At 33.3% G+C, this 25835-nt stretch carries 20 protein-coding genes; 10 read left to right on the plus strand and 10 right to left on the minus strand.

Annotated elements, in window-relative coordinates; translation table 11 throughout:
- Nucleotides 1–558: 558 nt before the first annotated feature.
- The 4 genes from thrA (at nucleotide 559) to BUE10_RS03570 (ending at nucleotide 8672) form a co-directional block, all read left to right on the plus strand.
- Nucleotides 559–3006, plus strand: a complete 2448-nt coding sequence (gene thrA, locus BUE10_RS03555; protein WP_073482391.1) for a bifunctional aspartate kinase/homoserine dehydrogenase I — start codon at nucleotides 559–561, stop codon at nucleotides 3004–3006.
- A gap of 159 nt (nucleotides 3007–3165) precedes the next feature.
- Complete coding sequence (locus BUE10_RS03560) at nucleotides 3166–4086, plus strand: homoserine kinase (RefSeq protein WP_073482393.1); 921 nt, start codon at nucleotides 3166–3168, stop codon at nucleotides 4084–4086.
- Nucleotides 4087–4457: 371 nt separating this feature from the next.
- Entirely contained in the window at nucleotides 4458–5747 is a 1290-nt protein-coding gene (gene thrC, locus BUE10_RS03565; RefSeq protein WP_073482394.1) for a threonine synthase, read from the plus strand.
- A gap of 162 nt (nucleotides 5748–5909) precedes the next feature.
- Nucleotides 5910–8672, plus strand: coding sequence for a P-loop NTPase family protein (locus BUE10_RS03570; protein WP_073482396.1), 2763 nt, complete (start codon nucleotides 5910–5912; stop codon nucleotides 8670–8672).
- A 98-nt stretch (nucleotides 8673–8770) separates the two neighbouring features.
- On the opposite strand, the gene BUE10_RS03575 is transcribed toward BUE10_RS03570, so the two are convergent.
- The gene (locus BUE10_RS03575) at nucleotides 8771–9160 is read right to left on the minus strand and encodes a helix-turn-helix domain-containing protein (RefSeq protein WP_073482398.1); all 390 of its coding nucleotides are present in this window, start codon (nucleotides 9158–9160) and stop codon (nucleotides 8771–8773) included.
- 596 nt (nucleotides 9161–9756) lie between these two features.
- Here BUE10_RS03575 and BUE10_RS03585 point away from each other — a divergent pair.
- Complete coding sequence (locus BUE10_RS03585; protein WP_073482401.1) at nucleotides 9757–10263, plus strand: GNAT family N-acetyltransferase; 507 nt, start codon at nucleotides 9757–9759, stop codon at nucleotides 10261–10263.
- A gap of 118 nt (nucleotides 10264–10381) precedes the next feature.
- The gene (locus BUE10_RS03590) at nucleotides 10382–10930 is read left to right on the plus strand and encodes a HutD family protein (protein WP_073482403.1); all 549 of its coding nucleotides are present in this window, start codon (nucleotides 10382–10384) and stop codon (nucleotides 10928–10930) included.
- 174 nt (nucleotides 10931–11104) lie between these two features.
- Here BUE10_RS03590 and BUE10_RS03595 read toward each other — a convergent pair whose 3' ends face one another.
- Complete coding sequence (locus tag BUE10_RS03595) at nucleotides 11105–11677, minus strand: Crp/Fnr family transcriptional regulator (protein ID WP_053473578.1); 573 nt, start codon at nucleotides 11675–11677, stop codon at nucleotides 11105–11107.
- A 236-nt stretch (nucleotides 11678–11913) separates the two neighbouring features.
- On the opposite strand from BUE10_RS03595, the gene BUE10_RS03600 reads away from it, so the two are divergent.
- Entirely contained in the window at nucleotides 11914–13023 is a 1110-nt protein-coding gene (locus tag BUE10_RS03600) for a pectate lyase family protein (protein WP_073482404.1), read from the plus strand.
- 357 nt (nucleotides 13024–13380) lie between these two features.
- Here BUE10_RS03600 and BUE10_RS03605 read toward each other — a convergent pair whose 3' ends face one another.
- From BUE10_RS03605 to BUE10_RS03615, 3 genes are all read right to left on the minus strand, one after another.
- Nucleotides 13381–13764 (minus strand): DUF3037 domain-containing protein, encoded by a 384-nt coding sequence (locus BUE10_RS03605; RefSeq protein WP_073482406.1) that lies wholly within the window; start codon nucleotides 13762–13764, stop codon nucleotides 13381–13383.
- Nucleotides 13754–14536, minus strand: coding sequence for a HipA family kinase (locus BUE10_RS03610; protein WP_073482408.1), 783 nt, complete (start codon nucleotides 14534–14536; stop codon nucleotides 13754–13756). The genes BUE10_RS03605 and BUE10_RS03610 overlap by 11 nt, the downstream gene beginning before the upstream one ends.
- A gap of 564 nt (nucleotides 14537–15100) precedes the next feature.
- Nucleotides 15101–15949 (minus strand): NAD(P)H-hydrate dehydratase, encoded by an 849-nt coding sequence (locus BUE10_RS03615; protein WP_073482409.1) that lies wholly within the window; start codon nucleotides 15947–15949, stop codon nucleotides 15101–15103.
- A 365-nt stretch (nucleotides 15950–16314) separates the two neighbouring features.
- Here BUE10_RS03615 and gcvT point away from each other — a divergent pair, with 365 nt between their 5' ends.
- From gcvT to BUE10_RS03630, 3 genes are all read left to right on the plus strand, one after another.
- The gene (gene gcvT, locus BUE10_RS03620) at nucleotides 16315–17397 is read left to right on the plus strand and encodes a glycine cleavage system aminomethyltransferase GcvT (protein WP_073482411.1); all 1083 of its coding nucleotides are present in this window, start codon (nucleotides 16315–16317) and stop codon (nucleotides 17395–17397) included.
- Between the two features lie 207 nt (nucleotides 17398–17604).
- A complete protein-coding gene (locus tag BUE10_RS03625) occupies nucleotides 17605–19635 on the plus strand; it encodes a S41 family peptidase (protein WP_073482413.1) in 2031 nt (676 codons plus the stop codon).
- Between the two features lie 170 nt (nucleotides 19636–19805).
- The gene (locus tag BUE10_RS03630; protein ID WP_026729302.1) at nucleotides 19806–20519 is read left to right on the plus strand and encodes a YebC/PmpR family DNA-binding transcriptional regulator; all 714 of its coding nucleotides are present in this window, start codon (nucleotides 19806–19808) and stop codon (nucleotides 20517–20519) included.
- Between the two features lie 293 nt (nucleotides 20520–20812).
- Here the strand turns inward: BUE10_RS03630 and BUE10_RS03635 are convergent, their stop codons facing one another.
- The 5 genes from BUE10_RS03635 to BUE10_RS03655 all read right to left on the minus strand — a co-directional run bounded on the left by BUE10_RS03635 (nucleotide 20813) and on the right by BUE10_RS03655 (nucleotide 25790).
- On the minus strand, nucleotides 20813–21700 hold the full coding sequence (locus tag BUE10_RS03635; protein ID WP_143187733.1) for an IS3 family transposase: 888 nt from the start codon (nucleotides 21698–21700) through the stop codon (nucleotides 20813–20815).
- Entirely contained in the window at nucleotides 21646–22164 is a 519-nt protein-coding gene (locus BUE10_RS03640) for a transposase (protein WP_073482383.1), read from the minus strand. Before BUE10_RS03640 ends, BUE10_RS03635 begins: the two co-directional genes overlap by 55 nt.
- A gap of 80 nt (nucleotides 22165–22244) precedes the next feature.
- The gene (locus tag BUE10_RS03645; protein ID WP_073482417.1) at nucleotides 22245–23132 is read right to left on the minus strand and encodes a LamG domain-containing protein; all 888 of its coding nucleotides are present in this window, start codon (nucleotides 23130–23132) and stop codon (nucleotides 22245–22247) included.
- 319 nt (nucleotides 23133–23451) lie between these two features.
- Entirely contained in the window at nucleotides 23452–24360 is a 909-nt protein-coding gene (locus BUE10_RS03650; RefSeq protein WP_073482419.1) for a LamG domain-containing protein, read from the minus strand.
- Between the two features lie 389 nt (nucleotides 24361–24749).
- Complete coding sequence (locus BUE10_RS03655) at nucleotides 24750–25790, minus strand: PLP-dependent cysteine synthase family protein (protein ID WP_073482421.1); 1041 nt, start codon at nucleotides 25788–25790, stop codon at nucleotides 24750–24752.
- Nucleotides 25791–25835: the final 45 nt, after the last annotated feature.

The raw sequence follows: 25835 nt of genomic DNA on the forward strand, positions 1-25835 counted from the left end.
GTAGAGCCCAATCTTTACTTTTATTTATTTGACAATAGTAAAATGTAGATTATCACGGCCTTTTGCTCCTTTTTTTAGTAAAATCTCGTCGAGGAAGTATATGTATTTCTGTTTCAAATTATCAGAAATATATTAAAACGCTAACGTAACATCTTTAATTTTAACAAAAGCTCAATATTAAATTGTAAGGATTTAAATTATTAAAATATTCGTAAAAAGGCTTTCAAAATTTTTAACTCGTATAAAAATCTGTACTTTTGAAAAATCAAAAATGAAAAGTAACAGCGCAAAATATCAATCTACAATGACAACTCAAACAGGAGTTGCAATTGCTGCTACAACAATTTCTACTACAACAACTACTACCCCTTAGGGGTATACATTTTTACATATAATCCAGATTATCTATACTTTTTTCGCAAAAGAAGAAAGGTAATGGATACATAAAAAACATTTACAAAGAAAAAAAGTTGCAGTTTTCAGTTTCAGTTCACAGTTGATATCCTTTGAACCTTTGTTACTCAAAATCTTTGCTCCTTATTAAAAAATATCAAAAAAATGAAAGTATTAAAATTTGGCGGAACTTCGGTTGCCAATGCTCAAAATATAAAACTCGTTCTCGAAATTGTTAACCAAAAAGCAAAGCAGGATAAATTAGTAGTTGTAGTTTCTGCACTTAGTAAAGTAACTGATTTATTGCAATTAGCAGCAGCAAAAGCAGCAGCAAATGATGAAAGCTTTAGAGATATCGTTGCCGAAATCGAGAAAAAACACCTTGACACACTTAAAGAACTTATTCCGGTAAGCGAGCAAAGCAGTTTATTAAGTCACGTAAAAAGAATCATAAACCACTTAGAAACTTTATTAGACGGATGTTTCCTTTTAGGCGAATTATCGCCAAGAACTGCCGATACTATTTTAAGTTTTGGAGAATTGCTTTCGTCATATATCATCGCACAGGCGTTTCAACAAACTGAAAAAGATGCCATTTATAAAGACAGCCGTGAGTTAATTAAAACAAATGCTGATTTCGGGAAAGCAGCGGTAAACTTTGAAATTTCAAACCAATTGATTCAGGAATATTTTGCTTCGAATCAATCAAAAATCAATATTCTTCCGGGATTTATCGCACAGACTTTAGACGGAATTACTTCGACCTTAGGACGCGGCGGATCTGATTATACTGCGGCGATTATTGCCGGAGCAATCGACGCGGAACAACTGGAAATCTGGACTGACGTAAACGGAATGTTTACTGCAAATCCAAAAATCGTAAAACAAGCGCAGCCAATTGCGAACATTTCGTATCAGGAAGCGATGGAATTGTCACATTTTGGTGCCAAAGTTTTATATCCGCCAACAATTCAGCCCGTTTTAAGAAAAAACATTCCAATTCTGATCAAAAATACTTTTGAGCCGGAAGCTGTAGGAACTTTAATTTCAGATACTGTTGTAACAAAAGATACTGTTGTAAAAGGAATCAGTCATATTGATCATATTTCGCTGCTGACACTTGAAGGCCCGGGAATGATTGGTGTTGCAGGTTCATCAAGACGTTTGTTTGAAGTATTGTCTCAGGAAAAAATCAATGTGATTTTTATTACTCAGGCTTCTTCTGAACACTCTATTTGTATCGGAATTTTAAATTCGGATGCTGATAATGCCGAAGCTGCAATTAACAGAGCTTTTGAAATCGAAATTGCACAAAACAAAATCGATCCTTGTTATGTAGAAAAAGACCTTTGCATTATTGCTTTGGTTGGTGAAAACATGAAAAATCACCAAGGTTTAAGCGGAAGAATGTTCAGCACTTTAGGAAAAAACAACGTAAACATTCGTGCGATTGCTCAAGGTGCTTCTGAAAGAAATATCTCGACTGTAATCAACGAAAGAGACGTTAAAAAAGCCTTGAATACTTTACACGAAAACTTCTTTGAAGAGAACACAAAACAGCTGAACCTTTTTGTAATGGGAGTTGGAAATGTGGGAGAAAAATTCATCGAACAAATTCACAATCAAAGAAAATTTTTAAAAGACAATTTAAAGATTAATGTTCGCGTAATTGCCTTGTCGAACTCCAGAAAAATGCTTTTTGATGAAGACGGAATTTCGCTAAAAGACTGGCAGTCGACTTTAGATAAAGGTGAAGAAGCAATTCCAACTGAATTCATCGCGCGTGCAAGAGAACTGAATTTACGTAACAGTATTTTCGTAGATATTACAGCAAACGCAAACGTTTCTGAAATGTATGAGAAATTCTTAAAAGAAAGTATTGCGGTTGTAACTTGTAATAAAATTGCCTGTTCATCTGCTTACGACAATTACAAAAAACTAAAAAGCTTATCTCGTCAATACAACGCTCCATTTTTGTTTGAAACGAATGTTGGTGCGGGATTACCAATTATTGATACCGTAAAAAACCTTATTGCATCTGGCGATAAAGTGCATAAAATTCAGGCCGTTTTATCCGGAAGTTTGAATTTCATTTTCAACAACTTCGATAAAAACAATTCTTTCCACGATGTGGTTAAAGAAGCCGGAGTTCAGGGATTCACAGAACCAGATCCAAAAATCGACTTAAGCGGAATTGATGTGGCTCGTAAAATCCTTATTTTAATTCGCGAAAGCGGTTACGAAATGGATATTGACGCCATTGCAAACGAATCGTTTTTACCTGCAGAATGTTTAGCAACAACAAACAACGAAGACTTTTTTGCTTCGTTAATCAAACACGCTGCTCATTTTGAAGGTATTTATAAAGAAGCTTTAGCCAAAGATTCAAGATTGAAATACGTGGCACAATTCGAAAACGGAAAAGCAAGCGTAGGTCTTCAATTCATCCCAAAAGATCATCCTTTTTACAATTTAGAAGGAAAAGACAATATCGTATTGTTCTACACAGATCGTTATGTAGATCAGCCTTTATTGATAAAAGGCGCCGGAGCTGGAGCAGCTGTTACAGCATCAGGAATTTTTGCTGACGTTATTCGAATTGGTAATGTTTAGCCGCTAAGGCACTAAGACGCTAAGTTTTTAAGTTTTGTTCTTTGAGACTTAGCGCAAAAAATAAAAAATCTTTGCGTCTTTGCGCCTTCATGGCAAAAACCAAAGCCTTAAAAAAATAAAACTTTGTGACTTTGTGCCTTCGTGGCAAAAACCAAAAATATGGAAATAAAACTTTTTTGTCCCGCTACAATTGCAAACCTCTCGTGCGGATTTGACGTACTCGGACTTTGCTTAGACAATGCGGGTGATGAAATGATTGTTCGAAAAGTCGATCAAAAAGGAGTTCGAATCACTAAAATTATCGGTGCCGATTTGCCTTTAGAAACCGAGAAAAATGTTTCTGGAGTTGCGGCTTTGGCAATGCTTGAAACTTTAGACGAACTAGATTTTGGATTCGAAATCGAAATTTATAAAAACATAAAAGCCGGAAGCGGAATCGGAAGCAGTGCCGCAAGTTCTGCCGGAGCGGTTTTCGGAATTAATGAATTATTAGGAAAACCTTATTCTCGTAAAGATTTGGTTCAGTTTGCAATGCAGGGCGAGAAATTAGCCAGCGGAAATGCGCATGCTGATAACGTTGCTCCTGCCCTTTTAGGTGGATTTACTTTGGTAAGAAGTTATGCTCCGCTTGACATTATCAGAATTGATAGTCCAGAAGAATTGTTTGCAACGGTAGTTCACCCGCAAATTGAATTAAAAACTTCTGATGCACGTTCGGTATTAAAACAAACCGTTTCCCTAAAAAGCGCCATTATGCAATGGGGAAATGTAGGCGGACTTATAGCGGGTCTTTACACAAAAGATTACGATTTGATTGGACGTTCGCTTCATGACGAAATCGTAGAACCTTTAAGAAGCGTTTTGATTCCGGGATTTGATTTAATCAAACAAACCGCTCTTGAAAACGGTGCTTTAGGTTCTGGAATTTCAGGTTCGGGTCCGTCGATTTTCGCTTTAAGCAGAGGAAAAAATACCGCCGACCAAATCGCAAAAGCCATGAGCGACGTTTACGAAAAAATGAATTTACCGTATGAAATTCACGTTTCGAAGATAAACCCTGATGGTGTTAGAATTCTTTAAAAAGAATTAAAAATTAAAAATTTAGAATTAAAAAAATACGTCATGTTTGTCAGACTGAGCGAAGTCGAAGTCCACACAAAGTACAGACACAACGTTTCTCATTTCGAGGAACGAGAAATCACACTAGTTTGTCGACAAAGATTGGCGAATTTCTATACGGAGTTACGAGTGAGATTTCTCCTTTCAGTCGAAATGACAAACGTTAAGGATTTACATTATGTCTATACGTTGCGGGGCTTCGACTTCGCTCAGCCTGACAAAAGTAACACATAATTGAAAACATAAACTATTGGAATTTGGAATTTAAAAATTTGGAATTTCCTCCAAAAATCTAAAATCTAAAATCTAAGATCTAAAATCTAAAATTAGAAATGAAATACTACAGTTTAAACCATAATGCCCCAAAAGTTTCTTTTCAGGAAGCTGTTATACAAGGATTAGCAAGTGACAAAGGATTATATTTTCCAGAAAACATTACACCTTTAGATCCATCTTTTTTTGATAAAATCGAAAGTTTAAGTCACGAAGAAATCGCTTTTGAAGCAATAAAACAATTTGTTGGCGATGAAATCCCTGCTTCAACATTAAAAGAAATCATTGCTGATACTTTAGTCTTTGATTTTCCGGTTGTGAAAGTCGAAGACGAAATCTATTCATTAGAATTATTTCACGGCCCTACAATGGCATTTAAAGACGTTGGAGCGCGTTTTATGTCACGTTGTCTGGGATATTTCAATAAAGATAAAAAAGATGCTAAGAACACCGTTTTAGTTGCCACTTCGGGAGATACGGGCGGAGCTGTTGCAAGTGGATTTTTAGGCGTTGACGGCGTTGATGTTGTCATTTTATATCCGTCAGGAAAAGTGAGCGATATTCAGGAAAAACAATTGACAACTTTAGGACAAAACATTAAAGCGCTTGAAGTTGACGGTGTTTTTGATGATTGTCAGGATATGGTGAAAAAAGCGTTTTTAGATGAAACTTTAGCGCATAAAAACCTGACTTCGGCGAATTCTATTAATATTGCGCGCTGGTTACCGCAAATGTTTTATTTCTTCTTTGCTTACAAAGCGTTGAAAAGCCAAAACAAACCTTTAGTTTTCTCTTGCCCAAGCGGAAACTTCGGAAATATCTGCGCCGGAATTATGGCGAAGAAATTAGGTTTGCCAATTGAACATTTCGTTGCGTCTACAAACGTAAACGACACCGTACCAAGATTCTTAGAAAACGGAAAATACGACCCGAAACCTTCTAAAGCCACAATTTCTAACGCAATGGATGTTGGAAACCCAAGTAACTTTATTAGAATTCAGGAATTATACAATAATGACTTAAAAGCTTTCGAAAAAGATTTTTCTTCTTATAGTTATACTGATGAAGAAACTCTTGAAGCTCTAAAGAAAATTTATAACACAGATGGTTATATTGCAGAACCTCACGGCGCTGTTGGTTATTTAGGTTTGAAAAAAGAACTTGAAAAACACCCCAACGCCATTGGTATTTTCTTAGAAACAGCGCATCCTATTAAGTTTTTGGATGTTGTAGAACCTGCTTTAGGAATTACACTTCCAATTCCTACTCAAATTGAGAGTGTTATTAATGAGGAGAAAGTTAGCGTTAAGATTGGGACTTATGAGGAGTTGAAGGCTTTCTTGGGGTAGTTTTGAAATTAAATATTTTTTTTAAGCCACAAATTTACAATTATATTATGTAGTTTGTGGCTTTTGAATTTCATATAACCATTTGTTTTTTGTAAGATAATTTTTTAAGTTTGAGACCAAACAAATTTATTTTCTAACCTTAATAACCAAACAGTTAAACCAATGGACGCTACTCAAAAGCTAAGAATTAAAACAGCTATGATTGTATATGAACTTGAGTTATCACTCGGTAATTATATCATAGATAATGAAATTATCAATACGATACCTGAAACATCTATTGATTCAATTATTGAGAGAGAAAAAGCAAGAGGCAATGTGATTGATAAAGGAGATTTTAATTTAATAATTGAAGCTAGCTATCTTGATGAAATTTTCAATTTTGCAATAAATATAACTGAAGGAACAAGTTTGCATATTCACATGGTTGAATTAAAACAGCTTTGTTCTCTTTTAGGGATATTCAATATCCGAAATGCCGTAAGTCATCCCAATAGACCTTTTCCAGATTCATACTGGTTTAGAACCGCAACAATTGCAAGCGATCCTTTAATCGAAAAACTAAATCTAACTTCTGTTCGTAATGCTTTAAACTCTGCAATTGAAGAAAACTTAAATACACCGCCTGATGAGTGGCTTGACAATGTTAGTTGGGCAATTCCTAATACACTTCCAACCACATTTGATCATGAAATTACTGGTTTATTAGGTAGAGATAAAGAATTTAAAGATTTAGAAAGTGTTTTATCTAAACAACGCAACAACCTTATTGCAATAGTTGCTCCAGGTGGAATTGGAAAGACAGCATTAGTATTGCAATATTTAAAAGACTTAAGTTTAAGCCCCTTATGGTCATCAAAATTAAGCTCCATTATATTTTGTACATTAAAAAACGAAAAGCTAACTGCGAATGGTATTGAGGCAATTGATGCTATAAATGGAATTGAGCAAATAAAAGAATCAATATTAAAAGACTTAAACAAAATTTATTCAAAAAATCATTTAGTCTCATTTCAAGATGCTTTAGAAAAATTGGAAGATGAAAAAATTTTAATTTGTATCGATAATTTAGAAACACTTCTTATTGATTCTTCTAAAGAGTTTATTGACTTTAACCAGTCTTTGCCTTTAAAATGGAGAGTATTAGTAACTAGTCGAATTTCTATTGATTCTGCTACAACAGTACCAATAGAACCTCTAGTTAAAAGACATGCTGTTAATTTAAGTAGAAATTATCTAAAAAAAAGAGGGGTAGTCGATTTTAAGCAAGAAGATTTAGAAAAAATAGCTGATGCTGCTAATAATAATCCTTTAGCAATCCGTTTAACCATTGATTTATATATAAAAGAAGGTGATATTTCACAATCTATAAATAAATCACAAAAAGACATTGCTTCTTTTTCTTATAAAAATTTAATTGAGTCATTAAAATCTACTTCAATAACAATACTAGAAGCAATTTATGCCATTGGAAATCCAAACAAATCAGACTTAATGGATTTTATTGGAATAAGTAAAGATGAAATAATAGAATCAATAAATGAATTAGCAAAAACAAGTTTAATCATTAGAAGCACCGACGAATTTGGAAATGATTCATATAAATTAAGTGATTCAATTAGAGATTTACTTTTGACTAATCCTAAAAACATTGAAGTTAGAAATAATATAACTGAGGATATAAAAAAGAGAAAGAGTAAAATATTAGAACAATCAACTAGAATAAAACAATTAGGACTATCCGAATTCGATGACGAATACATTCCCGAAAATATTGAAAGTTCAACATATGGTTTGATTACTGATCTTAATAAATGTCTAAGCAAAACTGACAGTCAATTTTCTAATCATGGTGAACTAGTCACAATAAAAGATAGATTCAATGAAATCATCAGATATAAAAATAATGATTCTTTATTATTATTTCATTTTTCTAGAATCTTCAGAGCCTTAAAAGATATTCCAAACGAATTAAATTATCTTTTAAAGGCTAATTCTTTTTCTTCAAACTCCCCAAGAATAAAATTATCGCTTGCAATTAGATATTTTCAAAATAATGACTATCAAGATTCATTACCTTATTTACAGTATTTAATTGATAATAATTTTCATAACCCAAGTATATCAAACAAAAAATTTAGCTATACGGTAATTAAGCTATATTATTTATCCTTAATTTATCTTGGAGAATATGACAAAATAATTGAGCAAACAGCTGATTGGAAATCTGAGGATTTTTGGAATGGAATTATTGGGGTTTCTAGAGCAACAGCCTTAAAAAGAAAAATCGAATATAAATACACGTCTTCAGAGGATATTGAAAGCATAATTATTGAAATACTTAATATTTTTCATCATATATTCACAAACGAGTCTTATTTTGATACCGCCTGCGTGGAAGCTAATAAAATTGTAAAAGAGTTAGTGTTCATAATTAATCCTTCATTCAAGTATTCTAATAATATAATTAATATTTATCTTCTATTTGTATCTGTACATTATTTTAATATAATTTCTAAATTAAAAACTGAAACAATAAACAATCCTGAGAATCAAGAATTTTTATCTAAACTGTATAATTGCGAAATAGCTGACAATCCTATCCATAGCGTCACATGGTTTATCTCAGATAAAGCCGAAAATGTTTATGACAAAGAACATATAGAAGAATTAGTTACTGAAGGTTATGAAATAGTAAGAGTTTATCACATTCCTGAAGACAAAGGATATGGGATGTCAACTTTTATGTTTGCTCAAAATGAAGATAATAAACAGTTTTATCTTTCAGTGAATAATTTTGATGAAGGATGGAATAGATGGGGCTACATAAAGGAAGGTAATTTATTAGCAATAAAATTTATTGACCAAAATATAGCAGGAAAACCAAATGCAGCAACGGAAATTATTGAAATTGATCAATATTGAGATAATATAAATTCCCTTGGTCACATTAGCAATAGAACACAAATAAAAAAGAGACCTCATCAAAGGTCTCTTTTTTATTTAATATATATTCAAAACGTTTATTTCCCGTTCAATAATTTCTCCAAATACTCAACTTTATCTTTTTCAGCTTGCACCAAACGTTCGTAAAGTTCAACAACTTTATCTAAAGGATTAAAAGTACAACCGTAATTACCTGTTGTAATAGCACCGTGGTCTTGAAAAGTATTTCCAATAATATTAAAAACCGCTTCTTCCGAAAAGCTTTTAATTGCTTCAACAGAAACTCCAAGAGCTTTTGCGATCTCAATTAGTTTTTGTTCGTCTACAGTTTCGCTGTTTTCAATAGCCGAAATCGTCTGCTGATTTGTTCCTATAGCCTGTGCCAGTGCTTCCTGTTTCATATCTTTAAGCTCTCTGATACGGCTTATATTTCTGCCGATATGTTTTGGTTTTATTGCTGTACTCATAATTCAAAGATATTTAAAATTCTTAAACGAAAATAAATTTCGGTAAAAAACAAACTAGTTTTTGTAAGATACGCTTTTCAATAATTTATATATCTTTAAAACATAAAAACAATATCAAAAACATGAGTAAAATATACAATTTTGAAAAATTTGAAATCATTAAAAGTCTAATAAGAATCTCATCTTGGTTTTTAATTTTAATATTGTTGTTTGCTATAATTTTTACTTTACTTTCTACTGGATTTGAAAGTTATTTCATTAATTATTGTATAGTTTTTCTATCTATTTTTACATTATTTTTCAATGCCATAATCTTATTTGTAATTTCTATTTTGTATAAATTAAAGAAAGAAAAAATACTTTACAACATTAAAAAAGAGTCAATCTTATTTCTGGCTTCTTTGGCTAGTTTAATACTTTTAAGCTGTATAATACATTTAAAATATTAGAATTAGAATAATTACATCTTATAGAAAACAAAAAACTGTTAAACAATAATTTCGGCTAAAGCCATTCCCTATATTTTTTACTTTTGTACCTCCAGCTAAAGCTAGAGGCAATTCAATTTTATAAAAACACAATCACATTAAAACATAATGATTACAAAATCAACTCTGGAAGACATTCCAGCATTAACAACCTTAATAAACTCAGCATACAGAGGAGAATCTTCTAGAAAAGGCTGGACAACCGAAGCCCATTTACTAGAAGGAAAAAGAACCGACGAACAGGAAATGACCCAAATTTTCCTTGATCCAAAAAATACGATTCTGAAATTTACGGAGAACGATAGAATTATTGGTTCGGTTTTATTGGTTGAAAAAGGACATCAATTGTATTTAGGAATGTTGACCGTTTCGCCTGAACTTCAAAATAGCGGAATCGGGAAAAAGCTTTTGGCTGAAGCCGAAATTCATGCTAAAACTCTTGGTTTGTCTGGTATTATTATGACGGTTATTTCGGTTCGTGAAGAACTTATTGCGTGGTACAAACGTCACGGTTATGTTGATACGGGCGAAAGAGAACCTTTCCCTCAAAGCGAAATTCATATTACAGTTTCAGAAGAACCTTTGGAGTTTATATTTCTAGAGAAAAAGATTTAAGTTTTTTTTGCCACGAAGGCACAAAGACACTAAGTTTTTTTTACAAGTGATGTAAGCTTATTTAAACAGGATTTAAGATGTATCTGGAAATTTGAAATCATATTAAAATATTCAATAAATGAACATACAGCTTTTACCTAAAAAAAGTAGTAAAGCTTCTATTTGGAGCGGGGGATTGACATATGAATATATGATATATCCAAAAACAGCAAACTATACTGATAGAGATTTTGTATTCAGAATAAGCAGCGCTGCAATAGACAAAGTGCCTTCTGAGTTTACCAAATTTAAGGGTTATCACCGATATTTGGTTATGCTTGATAACTGCTTAGATATTGAGATAAACAAAGAAAGGAAAGTGTATGAGAAGTATGAAATCATGGAATTTAATTCAGATGATGAAGTGACTTCTTATACAAATGGCATTGATTTTAATTGGATGATTTCTGAAAAAATAGGCCATCATAAACTGAGAATAACAAATAGTAATCAGATTTGTAATGCTCAAGTAATCATTTTATTTTCTTTACATACAACAGTTATTACAATTAATGAGAATTCCTATTATCTAGAACCTTATGATTTATTAGTCATTGAAAATCAAGAAAAGGAAAATATATTGCTTCATTTTTCTAATGAATGCCTTTTTGGGATATTGGATTTTTAAAAGAAGTTGTTTTGCCACGAAGACACGAAGACACTAAGTTTTTTTTAATCTCGCAAAGTCGCAGAGGTGCAAAGTTTTATTTTCCTTTGCACTTCGCGACTTTGCGAGATTATTTTTTTTTGATACAGAAAAACCTTTGAACCTTTGAACCTTTGAACCTTTGAACCTTTGAACCTAAGAGACTCTCCTCTTAATCTTGGACAAAAACTCGTGTGAAACTCCTAAATACGATGAAAGGTTTTTGTTGTTTATGGTCTGGACTTTTTGCGGATAACGATCTTTAAAATCTAAATAACGCTGTTTTGAAGTTTTATTTAAAACATCTAAAAGTCTTTGCTGAATAGCCACATTTGCGCGCTCAATCATTAAAACATGAAACTGAATAAGCTTGGGAACTTCTGCAAACAACTGCGCTTTTTGGACTTTATTTATGACCAAAATTTCGCTGTCTTCTATGGCTTTAATATTGTAAGTCGTTGGCTTTTGGTGATAGAAACTTTCCAAGTCACACATCCATTCATTTTCGAAAGAAAAGAAAATTACAGTTTCCGTTCCGTTTTCATTTAAGATATAAGTTTTAAACGAACCTTTTAAAATAAACCCCTCGTAACTATTATTAGAATCCTGAATTTGAAGAAACTGATTTTTTTTAAGTTTAATAAGTTCAGCTTTTGAAACAATGATATTCCATTCTTCATCTGTGAGCGGGATCTTTCGCTCAATGTTTTTTCTTAGTAGGTTGTACATGCTTGTGGTTTTTGTTTGGAATTAAATTTGTTTTTCAATTCATTCTTTATTAGGGGTTTAAAAAATGTAATCGATTACGTAAAAGTACACTATTTATGCTTTTTTGTAAATTAACAACTGTTAAAAAAACGAATTTTATAGAAATTTCTACAAAAGTTTGAACTTGTTCAACTTTTTTCCTGCAAATTATAGTCAGATTTGTGTTGTTAAACTTTATTAATAACCAAACCTAAATTATGAAACTACAATCAACACTCTCCATGTTTTTACTAACATTGGCTTTCGGATTTACGGCATGTAATTCTGAAGAAATTGCTTCACCAAACACAGAAGCAAGTACCGAAACAACAATTCAGTCAGGTACAACGAATTTAACCGCAAAAATTGGAAACTGTTCTGAAGTTCCGGGCTGGGCTTCTCAAAACGGAAGCACAACCGGCGGCGGTTCTTCGGCTGAAACTACTGTTACAACTTACGCTCAATTAAAAGCGGCTATTGAGAACACTTCTGTAAAAGTGATCAAAGTTTCCGGAACTATTACAGTAACTACACGATTATCATTTCAGGATCAAACTGGTAAAACCATTTATGGTGCGAGTGGTGCAAAACTGGTTTCAACTAATCAGACTAAAGATGCTTCGGGTATTATCAACATTAAAAGATGTAAAAATCTAATCATCAGAAATCTAATTTTTGAAGGCCCCGGAGCTTACGATACTGATGGCTGGGACAACGCAATTCTGGACGAATGTACCAATGTTTGGGTAGACCACTGCGAGTTTAGAGATGGCGTTGACGGAAACTTCGACATTAAAAACAAATCCGATTATATTTCGGTTACGTATTCTAAATTCCATTATCTAAAACCACCAAAAGCAGGAGGTTCTGGAGGATCAGACGATCACAGATATTCAAACTTAATTGGTTCAAGTGACGGTGCTACTGCAGATCGCGGTAAATTGAGAATTACTTTTGCAAGATGCTGGTGGGCTCCCGGATGTAGAGAAAGAATGCCAAGAGTCCGTTTTGGAAAAGTGCATTTGGTAAACAACTTCTTTAACAGTACGGTAAGCAATAAATGTATCGCTGCAGGTTTTGAAGCTGATCTTCGTGTAGAAAGCAACGCTTTTGAAGGTGTAAAAACGCCTATCGATTTAATGAGCGGTTATACTGCTGTTACTGCAACTGATAACGTTTTTACCAATACAACCGGAAATCAAGCTGGAAACGGTACTGCTTTTACTCCGCCATATTCTATTGTAAAACTTAACAAAACTGCTGTTAAAGCTGATATTTCGGCAAATGCAGGGGCAACTTTAGGTGGTAATATCTGCGGATCGTTTTAAAATATGAGTTAGTTTAGTTTTTATTTTTTAAACCATATAAGTGATATAAGTTATTTAAGTTTTAGTCTTAAATTATAATTATATCACTTATATGGTTTTGCTTTTTTGTTTGCCACGAAGGCACGAAGACGCTAAGTTTTTTTAATCTCGCAAAGTCACGAAGTTTGTCATAACGTAAACATATAGTTTGTCATTTCTAGGAACGAGAAATGACAAGATTACGAATAATCATTTGCGATAAACAAAAATCATTTTAATCCTTTAATCTGTGGCTAAAAGCCTTATGTTAGACGCACTGCAGTGCGTCTCTACAGAAAACCTTTGTCCCTTTGAACCTCTATACCTTTGAACCTCTTTCTAAAGGACCAACTCTTCAAACAATCGATTAATTGTTTTCTCCAAATCCTGACATAAACCCGGATGAGGTCTTGAAGTTTGGATTGCAGAACTTCTAATTGCCGTTAACCATCTAAAACGCTCCGGAATATCAAACTCAGCGATTGGACCACCGTCTTTGGCGCCTTTTGCAATTTTTTCCAGTGATGTTAGATTACATTCTAATTGTTCGATGTCAAAATCGTTTGAAAGCGCTTGAATTCTGGCTTGATCCAGATGAAAAAGTACTTTAATAAATTTGGCTTTTTTGCAAAACAAAATGATTCCAATATTCAGGAATTCTTCGCGCTCTACCCTTGGCACAACACGAATCACAGCATATTCGTATAGATGATTATCTTGCATTTTGAGCCTGATTTACAAAGATTTCAGAATTATTTAATCGGGTTTGCAAAAACTGTAAATATACATTTCGTAAACCTTCTGGTGTTTCATCCGCATCTTCCCACTGAAGCCAGTCTAACGGAATTGTATTTACAATTTCTTCTAAAATTTTCGGTGTTAAAATCGCTTTAAATTCGACGTCGACTTCTTTTAAAAGTGAAGCTTGCGGTAATAAAACGTGGTCTTTTATCAATGCAAACGGACTTTTGGCATGTTGTTCCCAATTGTTCCAGGAATGATGAAAATACAAACATGCCCCGTGATCAATCAGCCATAATTCTTTATGCCAGATCAGCATATTGGTGTTTTTGAAAGTTCTGTCTACGTTTGTAATATAAGCATCGAGCCAGACAATCTGCGAAGCCAATTTTGCATCGACAGTTGTTACAACGGGATCAAAAGTTATGGCTCCTGATAAAAAATGTAATGCCAGATTCAACCCCTGACTTCCCTGCAGTAAATCCTGAATTTCTTCGTCGGCCTCAGTTCTTCCAAACGCTTCGTCGAGGTTTGCGAATACTAATTCTGGTAATTGTAATTTTAAGGCTTTTGCTATTTGTCCGCCAACTAATTCGGCTATAAGGGCTTTTACGCCGTGTCCGGCACCACTAAATTTTAATACGTATTTAAAGTCGTCATCGGCTTCTGCCAAAGCGGGTAAAGACCCGCCTTCGCGCAGCGGCGTTATATAACGCATGACGTTTACCGTTCTGAGATCGAAGTTGTTTTTCATAAATACAAACTTACGATTTTAGATTTTAGATTTTAGAGGGTAGATTTTAGATTTTTTTATTGTGGTGAGATTTTTTAACGCAAAGCTCACAAAGGTTTTTCGCAAAGTCCACGAAGGTTTTATTTGAGGTTGCTTTGCTTTTTAAAGTTCGCAAAGCTTTATTGTCATTTTTGTCATCCTGAGCGAAGTCGAAGGAGCGTAAAGATATTCCTCAAAGTTAATTTGTTTTATAGCTGTGAGATTTTAACGCAAAGTGTGCAAAGGATTTTTCGCAAAGTTCGCTGAGTTTTTTTTAATCTCGCAAAGACGCAGAGTCGCAAAGTTTTATTCTCATTTTTGTCATCCTGAGCGAAGTCGAAGGAACGCAAAGATATTCCTCAAAGTTAATTTGTTTGTCGAGCTGCTTGCGTCCCTTCGACTTCGCTCAGGGTGACAAGCTGAATATATACTCTACAATAAGAACCTTTGCGAACTTTAAAAAGCAAAGCAACTTAAAAACTTAGCGCACTTTGCGAAAAACCTTTGCGTACTTTGCGTTAAAAATACTCCCTACAAACTTTGCTCTTAAACGTCTAAACTCAAAAATGCTTTCCCTAAATTCTTAATTATATCTGAGGCTATAAAAGATTCATAACCTGTTTTTGGTAAAGCGATATCTGCGGTTAGTCCGTGAAGATAGACTCCGAATTTTGAAGCATATTTTGGTTCATAGCCTTGTGCGAGAAGACTTGTGAGGATTCCGGTTAAGGTGTCGCCGCTCCCTGCGGTTGCCAAGGCTGCGTTTCCGGTTGTGTTTTCGTAGACAGAATTTCTATTTATAGTAAATGTTGGTGCGCCTTTCATGACTACGATAACTTTATATTTTTCTGAAAAGGCGATTGTTTTTTGAAATTTTTCAGATTCTGAATTCCATTTTCCAATCAAGCGTTCTAATTCTTTTGGATGAGGTGTCAGAATAGTATCTTCGGGAACCAATTCCAGCCAGGATAAATTTTCAGAAATAATATTTAAGGCATCGGCATCTAAAACTAAAGGCGCTTTGTTGATTCTTAAAAATTCAAATAAGGCTTTTTGTGTTCCGAGTTCCTTTCCTATTCCGGGTCCAATTCCAACTGCTTGCGGAATCAATGGCAAATGAATATTAGTAATAAAATTGGTGTTTTCGTCGGTAACGGTCATTACTTCGGGAATGGAGGTTTGCAGGATTTGATAACCGCATTTTGGTATAAAAGTCGTTACAAGTCCACAGCCGGATTTTAAGCATGCTTTTGAGGCTAAAACGCCTGCTCCTATTTTTCCGTAACTTCCGGCGATAATGACAGCGTGACCCTGAATTCCTTTGTGTGTATGGGGATTTACGGGTTTGTATATTTTTAAGATTTCTTCTTTTGTGATTAAATATGGAGATTTCATTTGATGGCTTTTGTTGGTGCATTTATTTTTAAACACATAGAATCATAGCTTTTCTTTGTGGGTAAAGGCGTTTCACTTGTTTCAACAAACATAGCTGATTGTGAAAACGTGACTTTATAAAAGATGATTCTTTGATGTTTATTATGATTAAAGTTACATAAAAAATCGAAAACACGAATTGTTTATTGTTTCCCTTAAGTCCTAGCCCTGATAGAAGCGACATCCTTTTGCTTTTTTCTTTAAAAAGCAAAAGATATAGCGGATAGCAGGAAATTGCTCCTAATTATTGCGAAATTTATAATTTAAGGCATTCAAATTAGATATTTTTTGAATAGATTTGCAGAACAATTTTATAAAACAACACAATGAAAAATACTGCGCTTACGCACATACATGAGAGTTTGGGAGCGAAAATGCTGCCTTTTGCGGGTTACAACATGCCTATTACATACGAAGGTGTAAATGCTGAACATGAAACGGTTCGTAATAGTGTGGGCGTTTTTGACGTTTCGCATATGGGTGAATTTTTGTTAACAGGACCAAACGCTTTGGCTTTGATTCAAAAAGTAACTTCAAATGATGCTTCGACTTTAACTATTGGAAGAGCGCAATATTCTTGCCTTCCAAATAATGAAGGCGGAATTGTAGACGATTTGATTGTTTATAAAATGAAAGAAGAAGAATATTTACTTGTTGTAAATGCTTCGAATATTGAAAAAGACTGGAACTGGATTTCATCTTACAATGATTTGGGAGTTGAAATGAAAAACCTTTCTGATGATTATTCATTATTGGCAATTCAGGGGCCAAAAGCGGTTGAGGCTATGCAGGCTTTATCGTCTATAGATTTATCTGCAATTGCTTATTACCATTTTGAAGTAGCAGATTTTGCTGGTTTTAATGATGTAATTATTTCTGCAACAGGTTACACTGGTTCGGGAGGATTTGAAATTTACTGCAAAAATGCTGATGCTGAAGCTATTTGGAACAAAGTTTTTGAAGCTGGTGCAGCTTTCGGAATTAAACCTATTGGTCTTGCAGCGCGTGATACTTTACGTCTTGAAATGGGATTCTGTCTTTACGGAAATGATATAAATGATACTACTTCTCCGCTTGAAGCTGGTTTAGGATGGATCACAAAATTCACTAAGGATTTCACTAATTCTGAAGCGCTTAAAAAGCAAAAAGAAGCTGGTGTTACCAGAAAATTAGTTGCTTTTGAAATGCAGGAACGTGCGGTGCCAAGACATGATTATGAGATTGTAGATGGTTCTGGAACTGTAATTGGAATTGTAACTTCTGGAACAATGTCTCCCTCTATGAATAAAGGAATTGGTTTAGGATATGTTACGGTTTCAAACAGTGCTGTTGATAGTGATATTTTTATTAGAATTAGAAAAAATGATGTTCCTGCTAAAGTGGTAAAATTGCCTTTTTACAAGAAATAATTAAAGTTATAAATATTGTAAGATGCATTACTGTAATGGTAATGCATTTTTTTTGCCGCAGATTAAATAATTGCAGGGATTAATCCTTTAAAATCATTTAATCTGCGGTATTTTATTTCTTATTTATATGTAAGATTTTTTAGAAAAAATGTAAACCGTTTTCGAAAAATTACCGTAACTTTAATATAGAATGTTGAGATTTCACCTATGAACAAATTTTTGTCGTCATTTTTACTGTTTACCTCTTTCCTATTTAGTCAAAATAGCGCCGAGACATGCCAAATTCTCAACAAAATAAATGCTGTTATTCAAACAGAACATCTGCGTCCAAAACCTGTTGATGATAGTTTATCTGTTTTTGTTTTTGATAATCTTATAAATGAATTAGATCCTTCGCGTAATATCTTCTTTAAGAGTGAATACGATCAACTGGCTGCAGAATATCGTTTAAATCTTGACGACTTAATTTTAAGCAACGATTGTACTTTTTTGACTGATATTACGGCCAAATATATTAACGGATTGATAAGAACTAAAGAGGTTCTTGAAAAAATTCAGACGACTGCATTTGATTACACCAAGAAAGATACAATTCGATTCTACAAAAAGTCGTTTCCTTTTTATTTAAAGAAAGAAGATTTAGAAAAAGTATGGCGTAAAAAACTGCGTTATCAAATTCTGGACGATATTGCTGAAACCAGTGACAACCTGGATTCTATAAAAACTAATTTTTCTTCTATCGAAGCTAAATCCAGAAAATTGATTGTGTCGAATGAAATTTGCCGCATCAGCACACTTTTAGAAACGAAAACGAAACAAGACGAGAACCTTTATAATTTCTTCTGCACTTATTTTGATCCGCATACGGCTTATTTTAGCGACGATTCTAAATCGAGTTTTGTGGCTTCCTTATCAAAAGAGCATTTGTCATTGGGAATGACGGTGAATTTGAATGAAAAAAATGAAATTATTGTTCATGAAATAGATCCAAATGGTCCGGCGTATCAAACTGGGCAGATTAAAAAGGGCGATCAGATCATTTCGGTTTCCAATCATAAAGAGACACTACAGGTTTCCTGTTCTTCGTTAGAATCAATTTCTTCAATGATTTTATCTGAAGCGAATAAAACTCTTACGCTTACGCTGAAAAGAAACTCCGGCAAAAATTTTGACGTTTACATCGAAAAACAAGTCATGAAAGACGAAGAAAATTCGGTTTTCAGTTTTATAATTGGCAAGGAAAGTAAAATTGGCTATATAAAAATTCCGAGTTTTTATGCTGATTTAGATGGAAACAGCAGAAAAGGCTGTGCCGATGATGTGGCCAGAGAAGTTATTAAACTTGAAAGAGATAATATTAAAGGTTTAGTTATTGATTTGATCGATAATGGCGGAGGTTCGATGGAAGAAGCCATAAAACTGGCGGGAATGTTTATTGATTACGGCCCAATTTCGGTTGTTATTGATCACACAAAAGAAAAATCGGTTATAAATGATCCTTACAAAGGCATGATTTACAGAGGCCCAATTGTGATTTTGGTGAATAGCAATACGGCTTCTGCAAGTGAATTTTTCTCTTCGATTATGCAGGATTACAATCGTGCGCTTTTGTTAGGAAGCAATACGCTTGGAAAAGCTACCATGCAGACGATTCTTTCGCTTGACGAAAATAAAAATACTGATTTCCTAAAAATTACAATCAATAAATTCTACAGGGTTACGGGAAAAAGCCATCAATATATTGGTGTTACGCCAGATGTTGTTCTTCCTGAATTTTATGAAGATGTTTATCAAAAAGAAAGTGATTTTCCTACTGCTATGAAAAATGACAGTATTGAACCATTCTTAAAATTCAGACCGTATGTAAAACGTGCATTAATTGATAAATTGGCCAAAAACAGTTCTTTAAGATTGTCCGATAATTTTTATTTTAATGATATTAAAAAGATCAATCTAAAAATAGATCAATTGGTCAATACGCCAAAAGCAGAGATTCCGATGACTTTGGATGCGGTTTTTAAACAAAAGAAAATCGTAAATTCCCTTTGGACAGAGATCAATACTTTTAATGACGAAAATAATCCGCTGGATGTTTACAATTCTTCTGTAAATCAGTTTTTATTAGGCGCTTATCCTAATGACAAAACGATTAATCAATACCAAATGGATAATTTAAAAACAAATCCATACCTGAACGAAGCGGTGAATATTATCAATGACTTCAATTTTTCAAAATAAGGATTTTTGTTTCAAGTTTTTTTTGTTTCAAGTTTCAAGTTAACCGCAAAGTGCGCAAAGTTGTACCAACTTGAAACATGAAACTTAAAACTTGAAACAAAATAGCGATTTTGATTTTGGATAAATAAGGAATAACCTTTATTTTTGCATCACAAAACTAAAAATTAGAAATGGGAAGAGCGTTCGAATTTAGAAAAGGAAGAAAAATGAAACGTTGGTCTGCAATGGCCAAAACATTTACCAGAATTGGTAAAGACATCGTTATGGCTGTTAAAGAAGGCGGTCCTAACCCTGACGCCAATTCTAGATTAAGAGCTGTTATACAAAACGCAAAAGCGGCCAACATGCCAAAAGACAATGTTGAGCGCGCGATTAAAAATGCCAGCAATAAAGATACTGCCAACTATAAAGAAATTTTATTTGAAGGATATGCTCCTCACGGAATTGCGATTTTGATTGAAACTGCATCTGACAATAATAACAGAACGGTAGCAAACATTAGAAGTTATTTCAATAAATGCAACGGTACAATGGGAACTCAGGGTTCTGTTGAGTTTATGTTTGATCATACTTGTAATTTCAGAATTGCAAATAATGGTCTTGATGCTGAGGAATTAGAACTTGAATTAATTGATTTTGGTGCCGAGGAAGTTTTTGAAGACGAAGACGGAATCTTAATCTATGCTCCTTTTGGAAGTTTTGGTGCTTTACAAAAAGAATTAGAAAACAGAGGTTTAGAAATTTTATCTTCTGGCTTTGAGCGTATTCCTCAAATTACAAAAGAATTAACTGAGGCTCAAATCGCTGACGTTGAAAAACTAATCGAAAAAATTGAAGAGGATGATGACGTAATGAACGTTTATCATACCATGAAAGAAGAATAATATTTTTCTTTTTAATAAAAATTTTAAAAGCTCTGAATTTTCAGGGCTTTTTTGTTTTTGTTAAAATTGATACAGAAGAAAGCAAAATATTATAAAAAGTAAAATAAACTATTATATTTGTCGCAATCAGATCATAATTCCTTTAAACAAAAACAAATATGCAAACATCAAAATACACAAGATTTGCCGTAATTATTCTAGTAATCTTATTTGTAGTGCTTAGTGTAATAAGCTAATAAAAAAGAAAGCCTTCTGAATTTAGACTGCACCCAAAATTTTAGACAAATTTATAATTAAGTTTGGTAATAATGAGTTCGATATTGTATCGGGCTCATTTTGTTTAAATTTGATTTAATTCTTTCGTTATTGTAATAGATTATATATCTATTAATTTCTTTTTTTAATTGTTCTATTGATTTGAATTTTTGGGTATAAAACATTTCAGATTTTAATATTCCAAAGAAGTTTTCAATAATTGCATTATCTAGGCAGTTTCCTTTTCTTGACATGCTTTGTTTGATTCCTTTTTGTTTTAATAAATGCTGGTAATGGCTCATCTGGTACTGCCAGCCCTGGTCAGAATGAAGTATTAAATTTGTATTATCCGGTATTTTTCTAAAGGCTTTTTTCAGCATCATAACTACTTGATTGAACACTGGTCTTTCTGTGAGTTCATAGCTGATTATTACCCCGTTAAACAAGTCAATTACTGGTGATAAATATAATTTGTTTCCCCCTACGCTGAACTCTGTGATATCGGTTGCCCATTTTTGATTTGGAGCTTGTGCTTTAAAATTTCGCTCTAATATATTTGGAGCTATTTTACCATTTTCACCTTTATAAGATTTATACTTTTTTATTCTAATAATACTTTTCAGTCCTAATAGATTCATTAATCTGAGAACTGTTTTATGATTGATAAGCAATCCTCTGTTTTGCAGTTCATCGGTTATCCTTCTATAGCCATAACGCCCTTTATGCTTTTGATAAATGACTTTAATCAGTTCTTTAGTTTCTTTATATTTATCAGGTGATTTACTTTGTTTTTGATGATAATAAAAACTGCTGCGCGCCATATTTGCTAGGTTCAGAAGTAATTCCAAACCAAATTTATGCCTTAATTCGTTTATGGCTTTGGATTTTTCCTGGCTTGAATTAAGGCTTGAAGCTTTTTTAGCAATTCATTCTCACAGCGAAGTTTTTCATTCTCTTTTAGTAGTTCCTGCTCTCTTGTCAAGGGCTTGTCTGATTTGCGTTTTTTGCCTCTATTATCACTCATCGATATGGGTCTGCCTCTTTGTTTTGGTTTTAATCCTGTTAGTCCAAAGTTAGCAAAATCTTTTTTCCATTTTAAAATCATGGAAATATTGGGAATATTAAATCGTATGCCAGCCTGCATCAAGGAAAGGAATTCCGTTTCTATGCTTTTGAGTACTTTTAACTTAAATTCGGCTGAATAGCTTTGATTAATTCGTGGCAATAACCCAATTTTACCATATGTCTTATAAAAACTGACCCACTTACGAATATTCCATCTTGAAGTCTGCTTCAATTTTGAAACATGTTCAGATGAATAATGCTTATTTAAAACCAATTCTACACATTCTAATTTAAATGCATAGTCATACTTTGTTTTTCTTTCCATAAAAAATGCCCCAAATAGTGTCTAACTTTTTGGGGCATGTTCAATTTTGAAGGCTTTCTTTTTTATGAGAAAATATAAAACTATTTTTTTGGTGTGTTTGTTACTTTGATCAAATACGTTCCTTCTGGCAAATCACCAATATTAGAAGCATTTGCCCCTATTATTTTTTGTCCCTGAGAGAAAACCTCAACACTTTTACCACTTTTAGAAGTTTCGACAGAAGGAGCTGCAACTGGTAATTTTATAGGTGCAGAAACCGCTTTCTTTTCTGTACTTGAAACTGGCACTGGCGGAGCTGCTACTGTTTTGGCTGGTTTTGAACTGTTATAGGATTCCATAACTTGTTCGTCTGTCATAGCAACGGCATACAATTTAATGTCGTCAATATCGGCATTGATGTTTGTTGCCGTATTTAGTTTTCCGATATTTAAAATATAACCTTTAGTTAAACGCGCGATTCCATCAGCAGATTTTAGCAATTCACCATTACGATAAATTTTTGAAATATTACCGTCGTAAGTAATGCTGTACATGTACCAGATATCTTTTAATAGCGGTGCAGAAGCCTGAACATCATTGCCTGGTCCCCATCCTGAAAGAATTGTTTCAGAATTACCTCCAGCTGCCGCTTGCTGTGTTAATCCGAAATATTGGCCATTTGCTGCGGTACCATAACCTAAAACATGATTAGCGGCATTTACTGCATTAAATTTAACCCAAACAGATATTGTTCTAGGTTTATTACCTTGCGGAAGATCACCTACTACAGCCTGAAAAGCTTTATTAGAAAGCCGCAAAGCTCCTTTAGCGGCACCCATTCTGTCGTTTACAAAAACAGGAGTACCTAAAAAGGAAATTGTATTATCTGCACTACTTAAATTTCCGTTGAAATTAAATTCCTGAACGGGATTTTGCGCATTAGAATTTAAAAAACTTACAAACATTAAAGTGAGTAATATTTTTTTCATAGGGATATAGATTTTTTACTGGATGATATCTTTTTATAATAACTTATTTAACAGCAAATTTGATCATTTAAATTTTACAATTACAAATTTTTAAATATTTTATTTACAAATTTTGTTAAAACTATAATTTTAATTCAGCATAAACAAACAAATCCTACATACAAATACAGAATTCTCACAAAATATAAAAAATACGGGCCTAACAGGCTAAAAAAAAGCCTTCTGATTTCAAAAGGCTTTCTCCTAATTCCAAAAAAACTAATTGCTACTAAACAATATTTAAAAATTAACTAACTATTAAAAAATTAATGGATGGCCTTTATTTTGATGTTATTTTTTTTGCCGAAGCATTTGAAATCTTTAGTAAATATGTTCCTTCAGGAAGATCGTTGATAGTCATTGAATTGTCCCCAACTACTTTTTGTCCTTGCGAATACACTTCAATATTTTTACCTCCCACATTTACATCTTTATTCACAATTATATTACTTGATGGAGTTTTTGCTGTTTTAGATTTTACAACTGTACCTTTTGCTTTAGGGGCTGCTGTAACTTCTGCGGCTACTATTAGAGGTTTAGAACTATTATAAGACTCTGCAACCTGTTCATCTGTCAAAGCGATATCATAGATCTTTAAATCGTCTACATCAGCGTTTATACCAACCGATGTATTTATCTCGCCTAATCTAAAAATAGTTCCTTTTGTAGAGCGTTTTAAGCCGTTTATGTATTTTAACAACTCTCCGTTGCGGTACATTTTAGAAACTGTACCGTCAAATGTTACGGTATATTGGTACCAAACTCCTTTTGCTAATGAAGTTGAAACAATAACATCATTTGTCGCACCCCAGCCCGCTAAACTTAAATCTGAATTAGAAGAAACTGTCGACTGCTGCAGTAAACCAAAATATTGCGCATTATAGGCTGAACCATAACCCCAGATATAATTTGCTGATGCTATGTCATTAAATTTAACCCAAATACTAACCGTTCTGGCTTTATTGCCTTGCGGCAGATCATCTACCACAGCTTCCAGCGCTTTATTATTTAGTCTTTGAGCATTTCCGGCAATTCCTGATCTATCGGGTACAAAATCATTTGACCCCATAAAAGAAATTGTATTAGATTCATTATTTAAAGTCCCATTGAAATTAAACTCCTGAATTGGATTTTGAGCAGTTGCATTCAAATAACTTACAAACATTACTGAGAGTAGAAATTTTTTCATAATAGCAGAATTTAGGGTAATAAATAAAGTGTGTCATTTATACACAGCTAAACTATACTATTATGCTTTTCGTCGAAAATTTTTTCGTTAACCTACCTAAATAATCGTTAAAATAACCAAAATTGATGATTTTGTCGACAAAATTAGTTTTAATTATACTATTAAAGTAATTCTTAAAATTATAAATTAACCTCAATTTCAATTAAAATATCTTACGTATAAATACGGTATATTTAAATAAAACAAAATAATTAACATTTATAAAAAAATTTAAACTTTCAAAATAATAGTAACTCTTTTACTGAATCTCTTAATCATTTAAACATCAGCATAAAAAAACTCCATTCGCAGGACGAATGGAGTTTAATATTTTTTAGAAAAATAGTGACCTATTTTACAAATTCAATTTTTTGGGTTTCTTCTTCATTAACGCTGTCGAAGAATCCTTGCTCGTTCATCCAGTCATCGCTGAATACTTTACTCATATAACGTGAACCGTGATCAGGGAAGATTGCGATAATATTACTTTCTTTTGTAAATTCACCTTCTTCTGCATACTGTTTAATTGCCTGCATTACTGCTCCAGATGTGTATCCAACAAATAAACCTTCTTTACGAGTGATCTCTCTTGCTGAGTGAGCACTTTCTTCATCAGTAACTTTCATGAACTTATCGATGATATCAAAATCTGTTGCCGATGGAATTAAGTTTTTACCTAAACCTTCAATACGGTATGGATAAATTTCTTTATTATCGAATTCCCTTGTTTCGTGGTATTTTTTCAATACTGATCCAAAAGCATCTACTCCTAAGATTCTAATATTCGGATTTTGCTCTTTTAAGAATTTTGCTGTTCCGGAAATTGTTCCTCCGGTTCCGCTGCAAGCAATAAGATGTGTGATCTGCCCTTTTGTTTGTTCCCAGATTTCGGGACCTGTAGTATTGTAGTGGGCATCAATATTTAACTGATTGAAATATTGATTGATATAAACTGAACCCTTTGTTTCTTCGTGTAATCGTTTTGCTACATTGTAGTATGATCTTTCATCATCTGCAGAAACGTGAGCCGGACAAACATAAACTTTTGCGCCTAAGCTTCTCAGCATGTCAATTTTATCTTTGGAGGATTTTGAACTTACGGCCAAAATACAATTGTAACCTTTTATAATACTTACCATGGCTAAACTAAAACCTGTATTACCTGATGTAGTTTCAATGATGGTATCGCCTGGTGATAATATTCCTTTTCTTTCGGCTTCTTCAATAATATATAACGCTATTCTATCTTTTGAGGAATGACCTGGATTAAAAGCTTCTACCTTTGCGTAGAAATTTCCTTCTAACTCTTCGGTGATTTTATTTAGTCTAATAAGCGGGGTATTACCTATTAATTCTAAAACATTATTATAAGCGTTTATTTCTTCTTTCATAAAAAAATAGTTAATCGAAGGTATTTTTCACGCACCTTGATAGGT

Source organism: Flavobacterium sp. CF108, assembly GCF_900129795.1.
In the GTDB taxonomy this organism is placed as follows: Bacteria; Bacteroidota; Bacteroidia; order Flavobacteriales; family Flavobacteriaceae; genus Flavobacterium.

Coding starts and splice junctions, on each gene's coding strand:
- thrA (WP_073482391.1), top strand. CDS start 559: ATGAAAGTATTAAAATTTGGCGGAACTTCGGTTGCCAATGCTCAAAAT.
- BUE10_RS03560 (WP_073482393.1), top strand. CDS start 3,166: ATGGAAATAAAACTTTTTTGTCCCGCTACAATTGCAAACCTCTCGTGC.
- thrC (WP_073482394.1), top strand. CDS start 4,458: ATGAAATACTACAGTTTAAACCATAATGCCCCAAAAGTTTCTTTTCAG.
- BUE10_RS03570 (WP_073482396.1), top strand. CDS start 5,910: ATGGACGCTACTCAAAAGCTAAGAATTAAAACAGCTATGATTGTATAT.
- BUE10_RS03575 (WP_073482398.1), bottom strand. CDS start 9,160: ATGAGTACAGCAATAAAACCAAAACATATCGGCAGAAATATAAGCCGT.
- BUE10_RS03585 (WP_073482401.1), top strand. CDS start 9,757: ATGATTACAAAATCAACTCTGGAAGACATTCCAGCATTAACAACCTTA.
- BUE10_RS03590 (WP_073482403.1), top strand. CDS start 10,382: ATGAACATACAGCTTTTACCTAAAAAAAGTAGTAAAGCTTCTATTTGG.
- BUE10_RS03595 (WP_053473578.1), bottom strand. CDS start 11,677: ATGTACAACCTACTAAGAAAAAACATTGAGCGAAAGATCCCGCTCACA.
- BUE10_RS03600 (WP_073482404.1), top strand. CDS start 11,914: ATGAAACTACAATCAACACTCTCCATGTTTTTACTAACATTGGCTTTC.
- BUE10_RS03605 (WP_073482406.1), bottom strand. CDS start 13,764: ATGCAAGATAATCATCTATACGAATATGCTGTGATTCGTGTTGTGCCA.
- BUE10_RS03610 (WP_073482408.1), bottom strand. CDS start 14,536: ATGAAAAACAACTTCGATCTCAGAACGGTAAACGTCATGCGTTATATA.
- BUE10_RS03615 (WP_073482409.1), bottom strand. CDS start 15,949: ATGAAATCTCCATATTTAATCACAAAAGAAGAAATCTTAAAAATATAC.
- gcvT (WP_073482411.1), top strand. CDS start 16,315: ATGAAAAATACTGCGCTTACGCACATACATGAGAGTTTGGGAGCGAAA.
- BUE10_RS03625 (WP_073482413.1), top strand. CDS start 17,605: ATGAACAAATTTTTGTCGTCATTTTTACTGTTTACCTCTTTCCTATTT.
- BUE10_RS03630 (WP_026729302.1), top strand. CDS start 19,806: ATGGGAAGAGCGTTCGAATTTAGAAAAGGAAGAAAAATGAAACGTTGG.
- BUE10_RS03640 (WP_073482383.1), bottom strand. CDS start 22,164: ATGGAAAGAAAAACAAAGTATGACTATGCATTTAAATTAGAATGTGTA.
- BUE10_RS03645 (WP_073482417.1), bottom strand. CDS start 23,132: ATGAAAAAAATATTACTCACTTTAATGTTTGTAAGTTTTTTAAATTCT.
- BUE10_RS03650 (WP_073482419.1), bottom strand. CDS start 24,360: ATGAAAAAATTTCTACTCTCAGTAATGTTTGTAAGTTATTTGAATGCA.
- BUE10_RS03655 (WP_073482421.1), bottom strand. CDS start 25,790: ATGAAAGAAGAAATAAACGCTTATAATAATGTTTTAGAATTAATAGGT.